Source organism: Hymenobacter convexus (assembly GCF_030580955.1).
Classification (GTDB): Bacteria; Bacteroidota; Bacteroidia; order Cytophagales; family Hymenobacteraceae; genus Hymenobacter.
Map to the genome: position 1 here is coordinate 442,889 of NZ_JAUQON010000003.1, position 23,129 is coordinate 466,017.

The window sequence follows — 23,129 nt, forward strand, 5'->3', positions numbered from 1 at the left end:
CGCCCAGCGCCGAGACGCGAAGGGTCGCGTCTGTACAATTTACAATCCGCTAACTCGAAGCATGAAAACCAAGCCTCTTTTTCTCTTCTGTCTCACGCTGTTTCTCCCGCTGCTGAGCCACGCCCAGCTACGCCTGGCCTCGCTCTTCACCGACAACATGGTGATGCAGCAGCAAGCCGAGTGCGCCGTGTGGGGCTGGGCCAAAGCCGGCAGCAGCATCACCGTCAGCCCGAGCTGGGGCAAGCAGCAATACATTGCCCAAACCGATGCGGCCGGCAAATGGCGGCTGAAAGTGAAAACGCCCACCGCCAGCAGCACGCCTTATGAGCTGACCATCAGCGGCGACGGGCCGGTCACGAAGCTGAAGAACGTGTTGGTGGGCGAAGTCTGGCTTTGCGGTGGTCAGTCGAACATGGAGATGCCGATGAAGGGCTTCAAAGGCCAGCCGGTGCTGGGCTCCAATGAGGCCATTCTGCACTCGCGCAACGACCAACTACGCCTCTACACCGTGCCCCGCTCGTCCGTCACGGAGCCGCAGGACAACAGCAAGCCCTCGCCCTGGCGCGTGGCCGAGCCCGAGGCGGTAAGCAATTTCAGCGCGACGGCCTACTACTTCGGGCGCCTGCTACAGGAGCAGCTGCGCGTGCCCGTGGGCCTGCTGCATTGCAGCTACAGCGGCTCCTTCATCGAAGCCTGGATGGACGCCGAGAACCTGCGGCAGTTTGCCGGCGTGAAGATTCCGGCCAAGGGCGACACCATCAAGCTGGTGAGCCGCACGGCCACCACTTTGTACAACGGCATGCTGCACCCCATTGAAAGCTATGGCATTAAGGGCGCCATTTGGTACCAGGGCGAGTCGAACTACGACCGGCCCGATGAGTACGAGAAGCTTTTTGCGGCCATGGTGAAACAGTGGCGCACGAAGTGGGGCATGGGCGATTTCCCCTTCTACTACGCCCAGATTGCGCCCTTTGACTACACCCGCACCTCCAGGAACAAGGGCGGCAAATACAACTCGGCATTCATCCGCGACGCCCAGCGCAAACTGCAGGACCAGGTGCCCAACACCGCCATGGCCGTGCTGCTCGACGTGGGCGAGGAAACCAGCATTCATCCCATGCGCAAGGAACCCGGCGGTACCCGCCTGGCCCTGCTGGCCCTGGCCCAGACTTACGGCCAGAAAGGCTTCGGCGCGCTTAGCCCGAGTTATGAGTCGCTGACGGTGAAAGACAACACGGCTACGGTGCGCTTCAAGAACTCGCCCATGGGCATGACCAGCTTCGGGCAGGAGCTGACAGGCTTTGAAATCGCCGGGGCCGACCAGAAATGGTACCCGGCCACGGCTAAAATTTCAGGCAGCGTCATCAACGTTTCTGCCGAGGCGGTGAAGGCGCCGGTGGCAGTGCGCTACGCGTTTCAGGACTTTACGCGCGCCACGCTGTTCAGTAATGAGGGGCTGCCTGTGTCGTCGTTTCGCACGGATGATTGGACGCAATGAGCAGGCCCGCACTCTTTATGTTCTGGTTAGGCTTACTTGCCATCTTCACGGCCAAGGCCCAAAAACCCGCGACACAAAGTGCCGAGCTAGCGGCCTGCAATATCACCTGGACATCCCAAAGCAAAAATGCCGGCGAATCCATGCCCTGCGGCGGCGGCGACATTGGCCTGAACGTGTGGGCCGAAAATGGCGACGTGCTGTTCTACATCGCCCGTAGCGGCACGTTCGATGAGAACAATTCGCTGCTCAAACTGGGCCGGGTGCGCCTGCATCTCACGCCCAACCCGTTCGACCAAGGCAGTTTCATACAGGAATTGGCCCTGCAAACCAGCGACGTGACGCTCACCGGCAAAGTGGGCCAAACCACGGCCCGGGTGCATGTGTGGGTCGAGGTGCATAGGCCCGTTGTGCACGTCGAAATCAGCAGCAATGCCCGGCTGAGTGCCGAGGCCAGCTACGAAAGCTGGCGCTTTGCCGACCGCACGTTGAAGGGCAAGGAAAACAACCAGAATTCCTACAAATGGGCGCCGCAAGGCGTCGTCAGAACCCGGCACGACAGCATCGGGGTCCGCAAGCAGGGCATCGAGTTCTTCCACCAGAACCGGGCCCAAACGGTGTTCGACGTGGCCATGCAGCAACAGGGACTGGCCGGGGTGAAAGACCAGCTTTACAACCCACTCCACCAGCTGGTTTTTGGTGGCGCGATGCAGGGTTCGAATATGCGCCCGGCCGGCACCACCGCTGGCCAGTACCTCAACACCCCCTACCACGGATGGAAGCTGCGGAGCCAGGCCCCGGCCCGCACGCATTCTCTGGTGGTGGCGCTGCACACGGCCACCACGCCCACCGTGCCGCAGTGGCAGCAGGAACTGGGGCAGACGCTCGCCGCTGCCCGGCAAAACCCCAAGGCTGCCCGCCAGCGCACCTTGGCCTGGTGGCGCGACTACTGGCAGCGCAGCTTCATCTACATTCAGCCGGATAGGGCTTTGGGGAGTACCCCGGAATGGCAGGCGGGCCGCAATTACCAGCTTATGCGGTATATGCTGGGCTGTAACGCCTTCGGCCAATGGCCTACCAAGTTCAACGGCGGCCTCTTCACCTACGACCCGGTGCTGACGGATTCCACGCTAAAGTTCACGCCTGATTTCCGCAACTGGGGCGGCGGCACCCACACCGCCCAAAACCAGCGCCTCGTGTACTGGCCCATGCTGAAAAACGGCGATTTCGACCTGCTGAAACCGCAGTTCGATTTCTACCTCCGGCTCCTGAAAAACGCCGAATTGCGCAGCCAGACCTACTGGCAGCACCCCGGCGCTTGCTTCACCGAGCAGCTCGAGAACTTTGGCCTCCCCAATCCGGCCGAATACAACTGGAAACGCCCCGCTAGCTTCGACAAAGGACTGGAATACAACGCCTGGCTCGAATACGAGTGGGATACCGTGCTGGAATTTTGCCTGATGATGCTCGAAACCGAGCGCTACGCCGGCCAAGACGTAGCGGCGTACCTGCCCTTCATCGAAAGCTGCCTTACCTTTTTCGACGAGCACTACCAGTACCTGGCCCGCCAGCGCGGCGCCAAGGCGCTTGACGGTGCGGGCCATCTGGTGCTCTACCCCGGCTCGGGGGCCGAAACCTACAAGATGACCTACAATTCCACGGCCACCATCACGGGCCTGCGCACGGTGCTCGCGCGCCTGCTGGCCCTGCCGCCACCATATGGCACTACTGCCCAGCGCCAGCAATGGACCGCCATACTGGGCCGCATTCCGGCCATAAGCTTCCGCGAAAGCCAGGGCCGCCCCACCATTGCCCCCGCCAAATCCTGGGAGCGCCTCAACAACACCGAAAGCCCGCAGCTCTACCCGGTGTTTCCTTGGGGAGTTTACGGCGTAGGCAAAGCCGGCCTCGACACGGCCCGCAATACCTATCTGTACGATGCGGACGTGCAGAAATTCCGCAGCCACGTGGGCTGGAAGCAGCACAACATCTTCGCCGCCCGCCTCGGCCTCACCGCCGAAGCCGCCGAACTCACCGTAAAGAAGCTGCAGGATTCCGGCCGCCGCTTCCCCGCCTTCTGGGGGCCGGGCTACGACTGGGCACCCGACCACAACTGGGGCGGCTCGGGCATGATTGGCTTGCAGGAAATGCTGCTGCAAACGGATGGGCGCAAAATCATTCTACTCCCCGCCTGGCCCCGGAACTGGGACGTGCATTTCAAGCTGCACGCGCCGTATCAGACGACCGTAGAAGCCGTGGTGAAGGATGGGAAGATACAGGAGCTGAAGGTGTGGCCCGAGTCGCGCCGAGCCGATGTGGTAGTGATGTAGCGTGGACTCTGCGAGTCCGCGAAAGAGCAACGCGAGTATTAACGTGAGAACGACTCAGACGCCAGCGACTCGCTGCGCTCGTTCGCGGACTCGCAGAGTCCACGCTACTTGCTAATGCCCGTTGAACACTACATACAAGCCCACCATCACCACGGCCAGCGCCGCCCAGAGCAGCCGCACGCGCCGCGTGGGCCGGGCCAGCACGCCGTAGTCCACGGCCTGCCGGCGCGCCTGGCCCGCTGGGTCCGTCAGTGAAAGCAGTACTGCGGCGATAAACAGCACGGCGAAAATGAGAAACGACAGTATCAGGTAGTGCGGCCAGAAGCTGTATTTCGCCGAAGGCAGCACCCACAAATACACCACGCCCACGCCCAGGCTGAAGGCCGAGCCCACCGATAAAATTCCGTTCACCGCCCGCTGCGTGGTACGCCGCCAGAACACCGACAGCAGGAACACCACCGCCAATGGCGGCGCGATGAAGCCCAGCACCGCCTGGAAAATATCGAACAGATTCAGCCCTTTCACGCTGTCGATGGCCAGCGCTACCAGCACCGCAAAGCCGCAGCCGACGAGGATGGTGAACCGGCCCACGGCCTTGATTTGCCGGCTGCTGGCCTGGGGGTTGATGTTGCGGGCGTACACGTCCATCGTAAAAACCGTGCTCAGCGAATTGAGCGAGGAACTGATGGTGCCCACCAGCACGGCAATGAGCACCACGATAACCAGGCCCTTCATGCCCGCCGGAAACAGACTGGTCACCATCGTCATGTAGGCTTCGCTGGGGTCTTTGAGGTGCGGGAACAGGATGAAGCACAGGATGCCGGTGCCGATGAATAGCGGCAGCGACAGGATTTTGAGCCAGCCGATGAAGTTGACGCCCAGCTGGCCCTGCTCCAGGTTGCGGGCGCCCAGCACCGACTGCACCATGGCCTGGTCGGTGCAGAAGAACGCCACCGCCGACACCGGGTAGCCCAGCAGAATGGCATACCACGGGTATTTGGGGTCGGAAGCCGGGTGCAGCAGGTTCCAGTAGTGGCCGGGCACGCCGTGGTACACCTTACTCAGCCCCCCCACTTTCAGCACGCCGATGACAGTGAGCGTGAGCGACACGGCAATGAGCAGAATCATCTGGAAAACGTTGACTTTGGCAATGGCCTTGAGCCCGCCCACGAAGGCGAAAAACCCCGCGAACAGCACCAGCACAATCACCGACTGCCACATCGGAATCCCCAGAATCTGGCGCACCAGGAAGCCGCCCGCAAACAAGCCCAGCGACAGCCACGAAATCAGGATTTTAATCAGCGCGTACCAGGCCAGAATGTTCTGAGTGGAGTCGCCGTACTGCCGCCCCATGAAGCCCGGCATGGTGCTCACATTGGCCGCCAAATAGCGCGGCGCAAACACCACCGCCAGCAGAAACAGAAACACAAACGCGTACCACTCAAAATTCACCGCCACAATGCCCGTGCTGTAGCCAATCGAGGCAAAGGCCAGCAGCATCGACGGCCCCACATTCGTGCCCCACATATTGAACCCGATGCTGGCCCAGCCCAACGACTTATTGGCCAGAAAGATGGATTCGTCGGGTTTTTCGCGCTGCGAAGCGCTGGCCCGAAAGCCAATAACCACGAGGATGACGACGTAGGCCACGACGATGGCGTAGTCCCAGGCCGTGAGGTGGCCGAGTAAGTTATTACCCATGCAGGAGGGTGGTTTTGGGTGGGATTTGTAGGAGAATTTCGAATCTTCAGAACGTCATGCTGAGCGCAGCCGAAGCATCTCTACCGCGCAAGTCATCTGATTACTATTGCAGTAGAGGTGCTTCGACTGCGCTCAGCATGACGGCCTTAATTCCTTTGGATTAGAGCGACACACCGTGCTCGGCCAGAAGGTCGCGCACCTTCACCGGCTGGCCGGTGCTCAGCGAGCGGTCCATCGCCTGCAAAAGCGCCACCGTGCCGATGCCTTCCTTCAAGTCCGGATAAGCCGTAAAATCCTGTTCGATGGAATCGGCGAAATACTCCAGGTAGTTCTGGTATTCGCCGGCGTGGTGGCTCTTGCCTTCGAAGCGGAAATAGTGCTTCAGCTTGTGCTCCCAGGTGATGAGGCGTTCCTCGCCGGTGCGGTCCGTAATGGCGTAGCGCAGGTCCATGTAGTCGCCCTGGCTGGCGCCCTCGGTGCCGCGCAGAATGCAGCTCATCTCCGAGTCGCGCGTCACGGGCTGCACGGGGCCGGTGTAGCAGCCGCTCACGCGGGCCACGCGGCCGTCGGTGCTTTTGAAGATGAAGTGCATGGTATCCTGATGCTTGAGGCCGCCCTTGGCGCCGTTGCTGCTCAGCATGCCGTAGCCCATCACCTCCTCAATGTTGGGCAGGTACCAGCGAATGAAATCCACCGGGTGGCTGAGGCCGCCGTAGAGCCATTTGAAGGCGTTTTCCAAGGACCAGCCTTTTTCCAGAAACCAGCGGTGGTCGGCGTGATAGTAGGCTTCGATGGTGATAAGCTCGCCGATGAGGCCGGCTTCGTAGTCGGCGCGCTGGCGCTTCATGGGCTCAAAAAACCGCGAGCTTTGGCCTACGAACAACTTTTTGCCCGAAGTCCGGCTTAGCTCCAGCAGCTCGTTGGCTTTGGCCAGGTCGTCAATAAACGGCTTGGTGCAGACGACGTGCTTGCCGGCCCGCAGTGCCTGGGCTACGTGCTGGGCGTGCAGGTGGTCGGGCGTGTAGATGGCCACAGCGTCGATTTCCGGGTCATCAAGCAGGTCCTGGTACTGGGTGGTATAGTGGGGGAAGTTGAATTCCTCGGCGCGATGGCGGCACAGGTCTTCGTTGCGGTCGCAGATGGTTTTGAGCGTCCATTTCGGGCTGTTCAGGGCGGCCGACATGGTGCTCCGGCCTTCGCCGAGGCCCAGGATTCCGAGAGTAAGCATTGGGGGTTAATTAGGAGTCTTGAATTACTACCTGTCCTGCTGAGCGCAGCCGAAGCATCTCTACCGCTTCGTTGCAGCCAATTGAATTGCTGCTGCGATAGGGATGCTTCGACAAGCTCAGCAGGACGTTTTTTTTGAATAAGCCTATCTTTTGACTGACACTTGTTGCTTCGTCAACACCGGCTTCAGAAACACCCAGACTTCGCCCGGCTTGGTACCAGGCAGGCCTGTCTGGTACTGCTTCATCAGCGCGTTCCAGTCGTCCACGCGTGGGTTATTCAGCGACGTTTTCGGGTTCAGCTCATCCAGACTGGCACCGTGCGGAATGCTGATAACCAGCATCAGCTGCCGGCCCTGCCGAAACACCAGCAGCTGCTGAAAGCTGGCGTTGCAGAAGCCCTGCGCCACTTCCGGCCACTTTTGAAACTGCGTGGCGTGGTGGTTCAGGTACTCCTGCTGCTGCTTCGGGTCTTTGACTAAGTTGGCCGTCAGGATGATGTTGTCCCACTGGTTGGCGGTGGTTTTATCGGCGCAGTAATGGCGGTCGAATTTGTAGAACGGCGCGGGATAATACTTCACCTCATCACCTGCGTAAACGGCAGCCAGATTCTTTTGAAAGGCTTGGATGTTCGCCGCTTTACCATAGGCGATAAGGTGGTTTTGCCAGCGGTACACAGCCGTAGTCGGCACCTGGTATTTGCGGCACAGTTTCAGCAAGCTTTCAGTTGCAACTGGCGCTTTGCCGGGGCCAATAACTTCCACTACGGCCATCTTTTCGCCGGCTTGCGCGTGGGATAGCAATGGCAGTAACCACAAAAGCAGGCTGAGCAGGCGACGGTTCCCGCAGAGGAACGCAGAGGTTTTTAGCGCCTTCCTTCGGTTCGCGGAGGTACGCAGTGGTCGTTCCATCACAAGGCCTGATAAGTCACCACGTACTCGCTCCCTTTTTCCAGCTGCAGCTCATACTGCCCGCCGCCTTTTGCTACGATTTTGCCGCTTTTGCTGCTGGGTTTCGACTTGCTTTTGAAACGCAGTGTGCCGGTGCCACTCGCGCCGCGCACCTTGATTTGCCTGGCATCGCACCGCACCGTGATGTCGCCCTGCGGCGTGGGCACGGTGCCCTCCATCCACTGCAGGCCGCCGAGATTGGGCACGATTTCGTAGGTAGCGTAGCCGGGCGTGAGGGGTTTCACGCCGAGGTAGTACTTGCCAAGCAGATAAATCGGGCTGGCGCCCCAGGCGTGGCACAGGCTCTTGCCGAAGGGCCGGCCGTACATGGCCAGGTGCTCGGTGCCCTTTTTGGTGGGGTCGTATTCTTCCCAAAACGAGGTGGCGCCGAGGTCCAGCATGCCGCCCCAATACGACTTCATTTCCTTGAGCACGTAGGGCTGCTCGCCCATCGCGCACAGGGCTTCCAGTTCGTAGAAGCGCATGTAGGGCGTCGTGATTTTGGGTACTTGCGGGTTCAGCAGCACCGATTTTTTCACCTGCTGTTCCTGCTCGGGGCTGAGGTAGTCGAAGAAGATAGCAAACATGTTGGCGTAGCGCGTCACGTTCTCAGTCGGCTGGCCGCCTACGCGGCTGTGCACCAGCGCGCCCTTGTCGGCGTTCCAGTAAGTGGCGAAGATTTTGGCTTTGAGGTCGGTGGCCAGCTGCTGGTATTTCTGCGCGCCCGCCTGGTCATCGACCAGCTTGGCGCACAAGGCCATGCTTTCGAGGCTGCGGCAGAGCAGCAACTGTTCGAAGCTCACTTCGCCCTTCTTGCTCAGGCCGTCGGCCCAATCGATGAACACCCAGTCGCCGGCCAGCCCTTCCATCAGCCCGTCCTTGTTGCGGCGGCCGAGGCAGTAGTCCATCAGGCTTTGCATGCGGGGGTAGAGCTGCTGCACCTGGGCCTTGTCGCCCGTGTATTGGTAGGCATCGTACACGCTGATGAACCAGTAAAAACTGTAGTCCATGATGGTGTTGATGTGGCTGGTCACAGGGTCTTTGCCGCGCAGGGCAAACTGCGTACGGTTGACGGTCGGCGTGTCGAAGTAGAGGTAGTAGTTCATCAGGTAGCTCTGGTAGGCGTCGCCTGACCACACCCACCGGTCGCGCTTGATGCCGTCGATAAAAAACTCCCGCGTATTGAGGTGCATGGTGTAAGCCGCCACGTCCCAGATTTTATTCAGCTGCGCATCCGAGCAGCGGAATTTGCCCCGCTCCGCCACCGGCGCATACTCGTAGAGCAGCGATACCGAATCGAGGCTCACGCCCGCCTCCGGCCGAATATTCACGTAGCGAAACGCCTTCGATAAGATTGTCACCCGGTCGCCTTTCTGCGGCTGGTCTACGGTCAGGTATTCCAGCGTTTCGCAGGTTTCGGTGGCCAAGGCCTCCTCCTTCGACTCGCCAAAATACACCGCCACCTGGCCCTTGCCGCGCAGCCCGTGCAGCTTGATGTAGCCGAACGTTTCGCGGCCAAAATCAGCCACCAGGCCCTGCGCCGTGCGCTCCACGCGGGCCGCCCGGCGCACCTCCGTCGGCAGCTTAAAAGCCGAAGGCCGCGCCTCGGGGATGTCAAAATTCCAGGCGCCGGCCTGTAGCCAGGTGGTGCCCGACTGGTCCGAGGTTTTGCCCGAAGCGTCAATCCATTCTTTGTCCTCGTAGGTTACTAGCCACGAGGCATCGGACGCAATGGTTTTGCCGCGCACGAACACGGCCGGCGGCGTGGCCTGGTTGTAGACTTTGATATTAATCCGGTGTTTGCCAGCCGGTACCGTCAGGCGCGTGGGCGCGCCGGTCAGCGGCTTGCCGTCGAGCTTCACATTGTATTGCCCCTCGGCGCGCAGCTCCACTTCTTCGGGCTGCGCAAGGTCGAAATCCTTGTGAAAATCGATGAGTACATAATGGCTGTCCATCCGCCAGAACACCGGGAAGAACGTGCCGCGCTCGGTGCGGCGGTTCTGCATTTGGTTGCCCAGCCAGATTTCGTAGTCGCCGGGGTACCAAATCCAGGTGGCTTTGGAAGTGGCGGTTTGGGCTTGGGCGGAGGTTGCAAGAAGTAGCAAGAGCAACACCGTCGCAACTCGTTTCAGGTATGGTTTTATCATCAGGTGGGTTGATGTTGTTCAGTGTTCGTCATGCAGAGTGCAGCGAAGCATCTCGCGGGGGGCAGTATCGACGCCTTTGCAACGAAGCACGCGAAACGCTTCGCCGCGCTCTGCATGACGTTCTTTAGTTGTTCATTTTTGGTTTGAAATTTTCCGCAAATCCAGATATCCTGCTTCCAACCCCGCTGCCTGCTTGATGGCCTCGCTCACCATTGGCCCGTTGTTCTTCCACACGTTGCCCGGCCCATTGGCATTGGCCAGGAATTTCTCGGCCGGGCACCAGTTGTCCTGCACCGTGATGTTGGACGAGCCCTCGTCCAGATAGAGGTAAAACCAATGGTCGGGGTCGTGCACGTAGGGCGCGCGGCCGATTTCATCGACGCGGTTTTCGGTGATGACAGTGCCCGGCTGGGCCGAGAGGGTGTACACGCCCGCCACATCGTAGGTATGCTGGGCGTAGTGGTGGATGTAGTTGGCCTGCACGCGGTTGTCGCGCATGGCGTTGGCCGTTTTGGTCCAGCCCCAGCCCAGACTGATGCCGGTGTAGGGCACCTGCGCCACCTCGTTGTGCCGGATGGTGACGCCCCGCACGAAGCCCGCGGCGATGCCCACTGCGCCCCAATCCTCGTTGCCGCAGTCGGTGACGAAGTTGTTTTCTAGCAGCTCATTGGTGCAGATTTCCCGCTCGTCCTTTGGGTTGTAGGGCAGGTGCGTTTCCACACTTTCGTCGGAGAACTTGCCCACCTGCACGCCGTTCACGGCTACGTCGCGTACAGTGCAGCCGCTGATTACGTCGTCGTGAGTGCCGCTTTGGTAGTCCAGCGCCGTGGCGCCCATGTGCAGGAACTGGCAGCGCTCGAAGCGAGTGTGGTGCGCGTTCTGCACCTCCACCCCGGCCGGCGGCCGGCCAATCCAGGCCTGGTTTTCGAGGCCGGCTTTGTCGGGGGTGCCGGGTTTAGCCAGCGAGTAGCCATCCAGCAAATACATGCCGGCCTGCAAGGGGACGTGGCCCTGCTCCGAGGGCCGCAGCCAAGTAGTGTAGGCGAAAGTCAGGCCTTTGAATTGCACGTAGCTCACCGGCTGGTCGAGGGTGCCGGCCAGCCGCACCACCGTTTCCAGGGCCGGCGCTACCACTTGGGCAGTGGCCAGGTTTTCGCTGGCGCGGGGCCAGTAATATACCTGCCCGTGTGGCGCGTCATAAAACCATTCGCCGGGCTGGTCGAGTAGCTCGATGGCATTGGTGAGGTAAAAGGCGGAACTGCCGTTTTTGCCGTTGATGATGGGCCGCGGCCAGGGGTGCTCGAACTGGATGCGGCTTTCGGGCTCTTGAAACGTCACGCGGACTTTGTCGCCCTGCACGGTTAGGGTTTTCACGCGCAGCACGTTCACAGCCCACATTTGGTGCAGCACCATTTCAAGCTGGCCGGGCTGTTTCACGCCACCTAGGGCGGGGGCTGGCACAGCGGTTTCGCGCTTATCGGTGTCCCAGGTGAGCAGGCGGGGCAGGCTGTCGTTGTTGGGAGTGCGGGCGCGGGTGGTTTTGCGGCCGTTCACCCACAGCTGGCGAAAGTTGAGGGCCCGGCCCGCCAGCAGCGGCGCAGCGGCCACCCATACCTTTCCCTGCGCCGCAGCCGGCAAGCCGGCAATTTTGCCAACTGCTTTGTGCCAGCCCGTTACCACTACGCCGCCGCTCAGCACCGGGCGCTCGCCGGGCGCGGCGGATACCACCGTGGGGCTGGCGGCCGTGCCCGCGTCTTCGGGGCGAAAAAACCACGGTTCCGTCAGTCGGTACTCGCCACCCTTCAGCCAGATATGCACGCCATCGGCCACGGAGGCATCGTGCAGGCGGCGCAGGTCGCGGGCTTGGCGCAGGGCGGCATTTGGGGTGGCCAGCGGCTGGGCCTGGGTCCCCGGGTTGCGGTCAGAGCCGGTGGGCGACACCCAGATGTCGGCGGCGTGGGCTGGCGCGGCACTTAGCAGGCTGAGAGTAAACAGGTTTAGAATAACGGTTCGTGTCATGCTGAGCGAAGTCGAAGCATCTCTACCGCTTCGTTAAAATCATTAAGATTAGTATTGAGGTAGAGATGCTTCGACTTCGCTCAGCATGACAACCCTATTTGCATTTATCGAGCAGCCGTTGCCTTAGTAAAAACCGTCTGCAAGTCCTCGAAGCTGTGTAGCGCATTAGCTGGCAGCCCCTCCCCTTTCGGCCCGAAAACGCGCTGCGCTTCCTCCTTCTCGATGGTCACTTTTGACTCGTCCAGCTTGCCGGTTTTATCCTCCGCGGCAGCCAAATTCAGCCCTAGGTTCTTGGCCAAGAACTTATACATGGCCTGGCGTTTTGAGGGACCGTAGTCGTGGCCTTCCTTGGGCAGATGGGTGTTTTGCACGAGGTCGGTTTTGCCGTAGTAGCCGTAGATTTTTTGGAGGTAGGGATAGGCGACTTCGGGCGTCTGGGCGGTCCAGTCGCCGCCGTCGGTGATGGCGAGTTGGGGGCGGGGGGCGGCCATGGCGGCGATTTCGGCGTTGTTGGTGCCGTTGCCGCAGAGATGCACGGGCTGGCCGCTTTCGCAGGGGCAGCCGCCACTGTGATAGGTTGAGAGCATCACCACCGGCACGCTCACCTTGATGCGGTCATCCAAGGCCGTGAGCAGCATGGTTTGGCTGCCGCCGCCCGAGCCGCCGGTGATGGCCACGCGAGTTTTGTCGGCATCTTTCAGCGACAGCAGGTAGTCCAGCGCCCGCTCGCCGTTCAGGGCCTGCACCGTCATAGCGAGGCTGCGGCGGTGGTCTTCACCCTTGAATTGCAGCAGTGACTCGCCCCAGGCAAACAGGTCGTAGCTGTACACCATCGCGCCCATGCGGGCCAGCGTGGCGCAGCGCAACTGCGCATCGGCCCGGTAGCGGCCGTCGCCGAAGTGCCCGTCGGGACTGATAACAACCGGGATTTTACCCTTGGCCTTGATGGGCTTGTAAAGCGAGCCCGTCATATAGTAGCCCGGCAGCGTCTCGATGGCCACGTTCTCCACAGTGTAGCCGTCGAATTGTCGTTTGTTAGTAATAATAGGCTTGCTGGCCGGTTTGGCAGGCATGGGCGACAGCCGCAGCGCCGACCACATGCAGCTGCGCAACTCGGCTTTGCGCTTCTCCCAGGTGGCCGCATCGTGGTACTGGCTGGCCAGTTGCGCCAGCTGGGCGGCGCCTTCGTCGGGCGTTTTGAGGTGGTATTGGAAGGTTTTGAGCTTGTAGGTTTTGTCGCCGGTTTTTGCCGCTTGGTAGTCGAATGGGGCCAGCACGCTGCGCAAGGTTTCATCCACGTCGGGGCGGAAGCGCCACTCGGCGTAGGTCACGTACTTGTCCTTCACCATGGCCGCGTCGGGCCTGATTTTCACCCCGTAGCGCTGCTGAATCTCCTCCAGCACCTGCTGCAACGGCTCGCGGTACTGGTCGTCGGAGTTTTGCGCCTGGGCGGCAGTAGTGAGGAAAAGTAAGCCGATGAGCAGGCGGAAGATTCGGGACATGGGTGGGAATGTGAGTTCAAGCAGAAAAAAGGTCATGCTGAGCGGAGCGCAGCGCAGTCGAAGCATCTCTACCGCTTCGTTGCTAGCTTCAGGAGTTAGTATTGAGGTAGAGATGCTTCGACTGCGCTCAGCATGACGGACTTTTTTGGTTGACGTTCTGGTTTATCGTGCAGTTAATCCTTTGTAATCTCCGCCTCACCCACCGGCGCTTTGTAGCCTTTCATAGCCGGCCACACGCCGTTTTCAATCTTCACCAGCTTCATCTTTTTGGGGTCGAGCACGGCATGCTTGATGCGCTGACGGCGCCAGGTGTACACGAAATGCACCAGCCCGTCCTTAGTCTGAATCACCGACGGGTATGAGTACTGGCTGATGGGCGAGTCCTCCAGAATGGCCACCGCGTACCACTCTTTGCCATCCTTCGACACGGCCACGTTGAGCGGGGTGCGGGGGCCTTTGGCGAGGGTGCCGGGTGGCAACACGTGGTTGTACACCAGCAGTTGGCGGCCGTCTTTCAGCGTCACGGCGTCGGTGCCGGAGTTGTTGTTGGGCAGGGTGGTTTTCGCCAGCGGTGACCAGGTTTTGCCCTGGTCCGTGGACCATGTTTCCAGAATGGCGCGGTCGCGGCTGCGGCAGAGGGCTTGCAGGCGGCCATCCTTGTGAAAGAGGATGCTGGGCTGAATCGCGCCTTGGGTCGTGCCGTTGGGCACGGGCTCGGTCTTCGTCCAGGTCTTGCCAAAATCCGGCGAGGCCTCGAAATGCACCAGCCATCCTCCCGTGCCCTCGGTGCTGGTGGGCGACAGCAGCGTGCCGTTTTTCAGCAGCACTGGCTTGTTTTTCACCGGCCCGATGTAACCCTCCGGCAGCGCCTGGGCCGCCGACCATGTCAGTCCGTTGTCCTTGGAGGTGCGCACCCAGCCATTCCATTCCGAGGGTTTTGGGCCGATTTTATAATACAGCTGCAACTCGCCGCCCGGCACCTGGTACAGCACTGGGTTCCAGGTGGGGTAACGCAGGGTTTCGCTCTGCACGCCGTTGGCCACCTCCACGGGGGCGGTCCACTTGCCGTTTTCCTGCCGGCTCACCCAAATGCCCACGTCCGGGTTGCGCTCTTTGGTACCGCCAAACCACGCGGCTACGAGGCCCTTCGGCGTCTCGGCGATGGTGGCGGCGTGGCTCTCGGGGAAGGGTGCTTTTTCGAAGATGAATTCGTCGGTGACGATGCCCTGTTTCCACGGCTGCGTTTGGGCCGATGCGCCGTACGCGAGCAGCCCGAAGGCCAGTAGCAAAATGGGGTTTCTCATGGCGATACTTGGATGGCCGGAGCCGCTATTTGTTAAGTTCGAGGCTGGCCAGGATGAACGGCCCCACCCCTTTCAGGTCGTTGATTTTGATGCGCTCGCCCACGTAGTATTCGTAGGAGCCGTTGCGCTCGGTGCCGGGACCTAGGCCGGCAACTTCGCACACTTGCAGCAGGTTGAGCTCGCCGTCGGGCTGGGTTTTGATAAGCTTGGACGTGATGCCATCGAAGCCTTTTTGAGCCACCGGGCGGTACTTCTTGTTGAGGTAGCCCTTGTTCACGCCCTTGGCTAGTGTGTACACGAACATGCATGAGGCCGACGCTTCCAGGTAGTTGCCGGGCTGGCCGCCCTTGTCCACCACCTGGTACCAAAGGCCGCTGGCGGGGTCCTGGTATTTCTGGATGGCCACGGCCAATTGGTCGAGCACTTGCACCAGCTTGGGGCGGTCGGGGTGCTTGGCGGGCAGGTAGTCGAGCACATCGACCAGGGCCATGCCGTACCAGCCGATGGCGCGGCCCCAAAAGTTGGGCGACTGTCCGGTTTGGGTGTTGGCCCAAGCTTGCACGTGCTTCTCGTCCCAGCCGTGGTAGAGCAGGCCGGTTTTGGGGTCGCGCAGGTGCTTTTCGAGCAGCAACAGCTGCTTGGCCGCCTCATCAAAACCAGCCGGCTCCTTGAAAAACGCCGCGTACTGCGCCACGAATGGGCTGGCCATGTAGGCGCCATCGAGCCACATCTGGCTGGGGTACTTCTTCTTGTGCCAGTAGCCGCCGTCGGTGGTTTGGGGCTGTTGCTGAAGCTCCGTGTGCAGCTTCTGGAGAGCTATTTTATACTTCTCCTGCTTGGTATCGGTGTAGAGCTGAAACAAGAGCTTGCCCGAGTTGATATTGTCGAGGCTGTTGTCCAGCGGCTTGTAGTCTTTGTTGTGAATCTCGCCCTGAGCGTCCACCATCTTGTCGCCGTACTGCTGCAAGGCGGTGCGCAGGCGCGGGTCGTGGTTCTGGTGCTCAAGAGCTTCCAGCGAATGCATCAGCAGTCCCTGGGTGTAGCCCCAGGAGTCACCTAGGTTAGGGTCTTGCAGCCACGGGCTCCGCTTCAGCACCGACAGCGCCATGCGCTCCGACCACTTGGCGGTGGCGGGGATTTGCGTGGCGGTGGGCGTTGGAGTTTGAGCGTTGGCAGTAAGCGGGCCAGCTAGTAGCAGGCCCACCCCGATTGCTGCTTTCAGCTTCTTTACAAATAAGATTTTATTCATTAACAAAAATTCTTAATCGTCATGCAGAGCATTCTGCGCATCAAGCAGAGACGAAGCATCTCGCGTGGGGTAGTAATTCAATCGTTGCAACGTCATTGGTTAGTGCAGCACGCGAGATACTTCGTCTCTGCTTGATGCGCAGAATGCTCTGCATGACGTTCTTTTTCAGTTCTTACTGCTTCGCCACAAACGCATACTCCCCCGACCCCACCTCAAATACTGCCCTATCCCCATCCATCCGCAAAAACTTAACTCCAGCCACGTCAGAAGCCTTTTTCCCGCCTTCCGTCACGTCCTTGGCATCCTTCGCGGGCAGATACACCAGCGCCTTCACATTGCCCGGCACCGTGATGTTCCAGGTGAAGCGCTTGGCCTCGCGCTGCCAGCTGCTGCGGATTTCGCCGCGCACCGATTTGTAAGACGCCTTCACCGACGTCAGCCCGTCAATCATTGCCGGCTTCATTTCTAGCTGCGAAAAGCCTGGCGCGGCGGCCTTGATGCCGGCCAAATCCTCGTAGTACCAAATCAGCAGGTCGCCGAGCAGCATCACGTGGTTTTGGGAGTTCATGGCAGGGTCGGCGGTGTTGCCGTTCCAGAGCTCCCAGATGGTGGTGGCGCCGTTGGCGGCCATGTAGCCCCAGCTCGGGTAGTCGCGGTTGGTGGCCAGCTTATAGGCAATGTCGGGGCGGCCCTCGGCGGTGAGGCCGCGCATGAGCCACTGGGTACCGATGACGCCGGTGCTGATGTGGCCCGTGTTTTCGACCAGGATTTTCTGCGTGATGTTCTGGAACACCTTGCCCCGCTCGGCGTCCGGCGTCAGGCCGTAGGCCAGGGGCAGCAGGTTGGCCGTCACGGTGTTGTTGCTATACTGCGCGGTCTGGGCGTTCAGGAATTTCTGGTTGAACGCGTCCTTGATTTTGGCCCCCAGGGCGGCGTATTCCTGCGCATCAGCGGGCTTGCCGAGCACGGTGGCGAAGCGCTGCATCAGCATCAGCATGTGGTAGTAGGTGCTGGTGGCAATGACCTCGCCGCTGGTGTTGCGGGCGGGGTCTTGCGAGTGAATCAGCTTGGCCGATTCGGGCGGCACGCACCAGTCGCCGTACTTGTCCTTGGTCACGATGTTGTTGTCCGTCATGTAGTTGGCGCGCATGTAGGCCAGCCAGCGGCGCATCGAGTCGTAGTGCCGGGCGATGGGCTGGGCGTCGCCGTACTGCTGGTAGAGCATGTCGGCGATGGTGAGGTAGGTGCCGGGCCAGGTCACGTTGTCGCCGTAGTAGCGCCAGAAGGCGGGGGCCACGTCGGGGATGCTGCCGTCGGCTTTTTGGGCCTGCGCGATGTCGTCTAACCACTTGGCGTACAGGCGCGAATTGTCAAACACGAAGCTCTCGCCGTAGGCCCCGGTGGTGCGGTCGCCGAGCCAGGGCTGCCGCTCGTTGCGCTGCGGGCAGTCGATGGGCATGCCCTTGTAGTTGCTCCGAATGCCCCAGTAGGCGTTGCGGTAAATCTGGTTGATGGTGGCGTTGGAAGTCACGAACTCGCCGGTCGTGGCCATGTCGTCGTACACCACGCGCCCGTCGAAATCGGCCAGCGTGGGCGTGCCGGGGTAGCCGCTGATTTCGACGTACCGGAAGCCGTGGAAAACGAAGGTCGGCTCCCAGGTTTCGCGCCCGCCGCCGCGCAACGTGTACATGTCGGTCACGCGGGCATCGCGTAGGTTGGCCACGTACAGCTCGCCGCTGGCTTGCAGGGTTTCGGCAAAGCGCAGCGTGATTTTGTCGCCCCGCCGGCCGGTGGCGCGCAGCCGCAACCAGCCCGCCAGGTTCTGGCCCATGTCGAGGATGAACTTGCCGCCGGCCAGGGGCTTGAGGGCCACCGGCTTCAGGGTTTCCATCACCTTCATGTTCTCGTTCATCTGGGCCTCGTAGGCGCCGCCGGGCTCCTGCACCAGCTCGGTTTTCAGCCAGTTTTTGGCATCGAAGCCGGCCGTGGCCCAGCCGGACATTTCCTTGGTGGCGTCGTATTCTTCGCCGTCGTACTCGTTGTTGGTGCGGATGGGGCCGTCGGCGGTGGCCTGCCAGGTTTCGTCGGTTTTGACGACCTCGTGGCTGCCGTCGGCGTAGGTCACGTCCAGCTGCATCAGCAGCTTGGGGTAGCCGAAGGTCTTGATTTTGTACGGCTTGTAGTTTTGCCGCATGGCGTAGAAGCGGCCGTTGCCGAGCACCGCGCCCACGGCGTTGGCCCCCGGCCGCAGCAGCGCCGTCACGTCGAAGGTGTTGTACTTCACGCCCTGGGTGTAGTCGGTAGGGCCGGGCGCGAGCACCTGGTCGCCCACGCGCTGCCCGTTCAGGTACAGCTCGTACAGCCCCAGCCCGATGATGGAGGCCGTGGCCTGCGTCACCACCTTGGCGGCGGTAAATTCCTTGCGGAAATACCGCGCCGACAGCCGCGCGTGCGACTCCTCCTTGTCCCAGGCAAAGGCGTGGTCGAGGCCAATCCAGCGGCCTTTCCAGTCGAGGTAGTTCAGCAGGCCCATGCTCCAGCGGGCCGGCGCGCTCCACCCCGATTCGCCCTGGTTGGTCCACGTTCGTACCTTCCAGTAGCAGCGGGTGCGGCTGCGCAGCGGCGCGCCCCCGTAGGCCACCAGCCCCGACTGCCCGCCGCCGACTTTGCCCGAATTCCACAAGTCGCCCTCGTCGGCGGCCAGCTTCTCGGGCGTCGAGGCCACTAGCAGCTGGTAGGCGGTTTGCTCCAGGCCGCGCCCAGCGCTGCTCAGCTCCCAACTCAGGCGCGGGGCGGTGGCGTCGATGCCCTCCGGATTGGTCAGCAATTCGCAGCGCAGGTGCGCCAGTTGCACGGCGGCCGGTGCCGCTGCCTGGGCCCATGACGGCCCCACCAGCAGTAGCAGCAGAAAAAAAAGCAAGTGTTTTCGGTTCATAGTCAGGGCCTTCCCCCTCCGGCTCTCGCGCCGGCTGCGCGAGAAAACCTGCCGCTTGGCAGGCCTGGGCCGTAGGGCTTGCGCGGGGCGCATTTGGCACCCCAAAGTCCGACTTTTTTGCTTCCCTTTATTCTAGGATGTTAGCACGAATCTTCACGATTTGCGCAAGGTGGCGGGAGGATGGTGGAATGGGATATGAGATTTAGGATATTTCAAGAGTAGTAAGGTCATCTTACATGACAATTGAATCCATACCAAATTTTATACATTTATAAAATAATTACAACTATTTAGTGTTCAAATATTTATGCACAGGCAATATGACCTTCATATCAATCGAATTAACGAGGTCATTGACATCATTATACTCAAAGACATCAAGCACCCATGGATAGCGTCTCAACGATGAAAATAATGCCCATGGCTTTTGACCTTTCAATATTATTGGCTGAACAGGAACAGAAGGTAAGCCAGGAACAATTGACATTAGTTCTTGAGGAATAGAACGGGGGTCTGTTAAATCTGCAATAATAAATTGAGACAAATGCGCTATCGTTGCAACAGTTTCTAGCAAATCTCTATTGTTTGGTGATTCAAAATCAAAAATAATTGGCAAATAATTTTTGATTGATAATTCCTTTTTAATTTGACTTAATATTATTTTGCGTTCTTCAGTAAATCGCCCCAAAATAAGAATAATTTTAGAAGTAATTGAATCAATTATTGTTCTTAATTCAGAATTATCAAGCATAAGATAAATAAATTGAGCCAAGTTCAAATTATCAACAGTAAGTTTCATAGATTCTTCACCTGTTATAATTAAATCATTTTGGATAGTACCATCTAAATTAACTCTCCAAACAGAAGCACCAAAAACATTGCAATTACTTATATCCGACAATGAAAAGTTTGTATTAACCAAAATTGCACCGCTAAAATCACTTTGGTTCAAGATAGCTCCTGAAAAATCCGCATTTTTAAGATTGCATTCATCAAAGGATGAGAGCTTTGCGTTTACATTATTCAGATGCGCTTCATTTAAAAATGAAAATGAAAATTTTGCTTTACTTAAATTGCTTCCTCCCAAATCCGTGTAAAAAAATGACGCAGAGTCAAATTTGCTTAGCCTTAAGTCACATTTTCGCATATCTGCAATTGATAATTTAGCTTGCGACCCATAAGCTCCACTAAAATTAGCACCTCTCAAATCAGCACCTTCTAGATTTACATCTTTAAGGTAGCAAGCAGAAAAGTCGGCTCCTCTAAAATCGACTTTTGCTAATAACGCTCCTTCTAAATTAGCATACTTTAAATTTACTCCTGCAAAAGAAATACCTCTTTCGAACAGCGATATACCGCGTAAATCCACTAACGTAGTAGGGTTATTTTCTCGCCATTCATTCCATTTATCGACACCATTTAACAGTATTGCCAAATGGGTTTCTTTTATTGAATCGTCAACAATTCCCCAATTTTTTTTCGCAAGTTTTATTTGTACACCATCTACAATATCGAATTCAACATCAACTGCGTCATGACCTTCCAATTCTTTTGTAGATTCAAGTGCTCGCACCATTTTTATCACAAAGCCCACAGTATCGAATTTATTATTTATGGGTTTTATTTCTAGACGTCCACCTACAGTGCCACTATTCAGAAGCATTATTCTCTCAGGTTCTTCAAATCCTCCTAATGAAAGAATATCAATCCGCTCAATCAAATTTGCTAAATCGGAGTCCCCACCACCCGTAATTCCAATTCTTAAAAAATCTTGAACTCTTTCTTTTGACAAGTTTCGTTCCTTAATAACGGCAAAAATTAATTCAGCTAAATTCAGTGAATTAAAATTCAAATCATTATTTAATGATTTTGACTCAAAGAATGAATCTATTGCATCGCCTCTCCATAATTTTCTTAGATAGTTTAATATTATCCCATGGGCCGAATACGCTGAATCATGAACAGGCAAGCTGCCTTTCTGTCCATCTCTCTTAAATAATTTCATTATATTCAAGTTTATCACGACGATTCTAATTGATTTATAAATTTATCACACATTAAATTTTTCTAACACTGCTTGCGTCATTATCCGGCTAAAGTACCAGCCACAGATATTCATCCTGCATCCGCAATATAGTACATCTACTACTTATAACGTCCTCATAAATTTAAATGTTGGTGCTAAAGCTTTTCCATAGCCGCATCAGCCCTATATAGCTCATGTTTGCAGCTTCTTGCCGCTTCAATGGGGCTACTTTACTATAGCAGAGACTTCTGCTGCCTGCGCTTCTCCCCCATCCACCAACACTTTCTTCTTCAACCACTCCCGCACCGGCTCGTCGTACCATTTCAAGCAAGCGTAGGCAATGGCTACGGCGGCCAGAAAGACCAGCGCCGCCACGGGCCAGCCGTCGCGCAAGGACACTTTGTGCGCCGCGACCCAGGCCGTGTAGGTGTAGATGAGCGGATAGTGCGTGATGTAAATCGGATACGAAATATCGCCCAGGAAGCGGCACAGCCGTTGGGCCGGGGCCGAGCGCACCGCCCCGCTGGCCCCCAGGAAGATGATGCCGGGGAAAACGAGCAGGATGCTGAGCGCATCGTAGAGCCCATTTTGCCACGGGTGCGCGGGGCTGCCGATGCGGGGCATGGCCAGCACCCCCACCACCAGCAGGCTGCTCCACCCAAAGGCATTGGGAATGCTCCGCAGCCGGGCCAGCCGAAACAGCAGCAGCCCCGCAAAAAACGGGTACATCATGCGGGCGAAGCCGATGTGCAGCTGCTCCGGCTCCAGCGACCAGCCGCCAATGACATCGCCCTGGGGGCTGGTAACGGCCAGGTGCAGCAGCACCCCCGCCGCCAGCACCACCAGCCGGACCAGCACCCCATTGGAGAAGCGGCGCACGACCGTGGCGTACAAAACGTTGGCTACGTACTCGAAGAACAGCGACCAGCCCGGCCCGTTGAGCGGGTAGGTTTCGTGCCAGCCCCGAATGTCGAGGGCGGGCGGCACCGGCACCATCAGGCAGCCCAGCAGCAGCACGAGCAGCATTTTCCAGGCGGGCGTGGTGGCGATAGCGGGCCACAGGCTACCCGCCTGGAAGTAGTAAAACCCCGCCCCAATCAGCATCCCCAGCACCACCATGGGTTGCAGCCGCACCAGCCGCCGCTTAAAGAAACCGCCCACCGTGAGGCGGCCCCACCGGTCGTCGTAGGCGTAGCCAATCACGAACCCCGACAGCAAAAAGAAGAAATCCACCGCCAGATAGCCGTGGTTAATCACCTGGTCGAGGTGGCTAGTGGCGTGGGCCTCGCACAGGTGGAAGGCCACGACCATCAGGGCCGCCACGCCCCGCAGGCCATCGAGGATGGGGTAATGGGGTTTGGTGGGGAGCGGGGCGGGCGGCATGCGGGTAGAGTGGGTTTGTGCCGCAAAATACAGCTAGTCAGGCAGAGCGCCGCGAAGCGTTTCGCGTGCTGCGCTAATCCTCATCAGAAGTCCGACGGGCTTTCAATTGCTCTATGTCAATGATATCCTTCGGCCTGCCATTCGCTGCTTTATCAAGCAGTAAGTCATCAAAGCTGATAAATGGAATATCGACTTCGCCTAAAGCAGCGTTTTCCCGGCTTGCGAAGGATACGTTAAATCTTAACGGCGCTTTCAGCTCTGGCAGCAGGTCAAGCGTAAGGTCTTCGAAAACATACCTGAAAAAGGACTTTTTAGGATTTGGCGTTTGCGCTTCCTTATGCTTCGTGACATTTTGCCCAAGTTCCTCCAGTGCTTTCAGAATCTTGAAGTAGTTGTCGTAGGTCGGATTATACCAGATATCTAAATCGACCTTATCCGCAATCACGCCATTTAAAGCAACTGACCGCCGGAAATATCCATGCAACGCAACCGCAATTCCACCAACGACAAGATAATCAACACCATGTTTGTTAAGGACGCTACAAACCGTTAGCAGGGCGCTGATTAGCTTATTATTGTCCATTAGAACGTTTCGCTTTCTTCTTGGCAGCTAAATCCTGCTGTAAAAGCTTTATGAATTCTTCAAGTTCTGTATACACTCTATCCCGCTCTGCTTCCGTGAGGGTATTGGGCTGAATATCTGACTTCAGTTCTTCGAAGCTTGTGTATCGCGTCAGCTTTGCCATGACTGTAGTAGTAACGCTCAGCTCTTGCGACTGAGCTGATAAACCTTGATAAAGATAATAGCGGGCAACAAACCAGATTGGTTCGCTGCCCGCTGCTTGTGACACTCAAGCTTCTA

The 23,129-nt window shown here is 58.3% G+C and carries 15 protein-coding genes; 2 read left to right on the forward strand and 13 right to left on the reverse strand.

Going from position 1 to position 23,129, the window contains the following annotated elements; translation table 11 throughout:
- Positions 1–61: 61 nt before the first annotated feature.
- Positions 62–1,498 carry a sialate O-acetylesterase gene (locus Q4S41_RS08545; protein WP_305030691.1) on the forward strand — a complete coding sequence of 479 codons (1,437 nt, stop codon included), beginning with the start codon at positions 62–64 and terminating at the stop codon, positions 1,496–1,498.
- Positions 1,499–1,515: 17 nt separating this feature from the next.
- Entirely contained in the window at positions 1,516–3,825 is a 2,310-nt protein-coding gene (locus Q4S41_RS08550) for a DUF5703 domain-containing protein (protein ID WP_305030692.1), read from the forward strand.
- A 111-nt stretch (positions 3,826–3,936) separates the two neighbouring features.
- On the opposite strand, the gene Q4S41_RS08555 is transcribed toward Q4S41_RS08550, so the two are convergent.
- The 13 genes from Q4S41_RS08555 to Q4S41_RS08615 form a co-directional block, all read right to left on the reverse strand.
- Entirely contained in the window at positions 3,937–5,526 is a 1,590-nt protein-coding gene (locus tag Q4S41_RS08555; RefSeq protein ID WP_305030693.1) for a sodium:solute symporter family transporter, read from the reverse strand.
- 160 nt (positions 5,527–5,686) lie between these two features.
- Positions 5,687–6,754, reverse strand: a complete 1,068-nt coding sequence (locus Q4S41_RS08560; RefSeq protein ID WP_305030694.1) for a Gfo/Idh/MocA family protein — start codon at positions 6,752–6,754, stop codon at positions 5,687–5,689.
- 144 nt (positions 6,755–6,898) lie between these two features.
- The gene (locus tag Q4S41_RS08565) at positions 6,899–7,663 is read right to left on the reverse strand and encodes an L-rhamnose mutarotase (RefSeq protein WP_305030695.1); all 765 of its coding nucleotides are present in this window, start codon (positions 7,661–7,663) and stop codon (positions 6,899–6,901) included.
- A complete protein-coding gene (locus Q4S41_RS08570; protein ID WP_305030696.1) occupies positions 7,663–9,849 on the reverse strand; it encodes an alpha-L-rhamnosidase-related protein in 2,187 nt (728 codons plus the stop codon). Before Q4S41_RS08570 ends, Q4S41_RS08565 begins: the two co-directional genes overlap by 1 nt.
- Positions 9,850–9,981: 132 nt before the next feature.
- Positions 9,982–11,868: a right-handed parallel beta-helix repeat-containing protein gene (locus Q4S41_RS08575; protein WP_305030697.1), complete on the reverse strand. Its 1,887-nt coding sequence runs from the start codon at positions 11,866–11,868 to the stop codon at positions 9,982–9,984.
- Positions 11,869–11,972: 104 nt separating this feature from the next.
- Positions 11,973–13,370, reverse strand: a complete 1,398-nt coding sequence (locus tag Q4S41_RS08580; RefSeq protein WP_305030698.1) for an alpha/beta hydrolase family protein — start codon at positions 13,368–13,370, stop codon at positions 11,973–11,975.
- Between the two features lie 173 nt (positions 13,371–13,543).
- Positions 13,544–14,674, reverse strand: coding sequence for a sialidase family protein (locus Q4S41_RS08585; RefSeq protein ID WP_305030699.1), 1,131 nt, complete (start codon positions 14,672–14,674; stop codon positions 13,544–13,546).
- Between the two features lie 25 nt (positions 14,675–14,699).
- Positions 14,700–15,923, reverse strand: a complete 1,224-nt coding sequence (locus Q4S41_RS08590) for a glycoside hydrolase family 88/105 protein (RefSeq protein WP_305030700.1) — start codon at positions 15,921–15,923, stop codon at positions 14,700–14,702.
- Positions 15,924–16,095: 172 nt separating this feature from the next.
- Positions 16,096–18,858, reverse strand: a complete 2,763-nt coding sequence (locus Q4S41_RS08595) for an alpha-L-rhamnosidase (RefSeq protein ID WP_305030701.1) — start codon at positions 18,856–18,858, stop codon at positions 16,096–16,098.
- Between the two features lie 286 nt (positions 18,859–19,144).
- Positions 19,145–20,863 (reverse strand): pentapeptide repeat-containing protein, encoded by a 1,719-nt coding sequence (locus Q4S41_RS08600; protein ID WP_305030702.1) that lies wholly within the window; start codon positions 20,861–20,863, stop codon positions 19,145–19,147.
- Positions 20,864–21,109: 246 nt separating this feature from the next.
- Complete coding sequence (locus Q4S41_RS08605; protein ID WP_305030703.1) at positions 21,110–22,267, reverse strand: acyltransferase family protein; 1,158 nt, start codon at positions 22,265–22,267, stop codon at positions 21,110–21,112.
- 73 nt (positions 22,268–22,340) lie between these two features.
- On the reverse strand, positions 22,341–22,850 hold the full coding sequence (locus Q4S41_RS08610) for a hypothetical protein (protein WP_305030704.1): 510 nt from the start codon (positions 22,848–22,850) through the stop codon (positions 22,341–22,343).
- Complete coding sequence (locus tag Q4S41_RS08615) at positions 22,840–23,118, reverse strand: hypothetical protein (RefSeq protein WP_305030705.1); 279 nt, start codon at positions 23,116–23,118, stop codon at positions 22,840–22,842. Before Q4S41_RS08615 ends, Q4S41_RS08610 begins: the two co-directional genes overlap by 11 nt.
- Between the last annotated feature and the right edge of the window lie 11 nt (positions 23,119–23,129).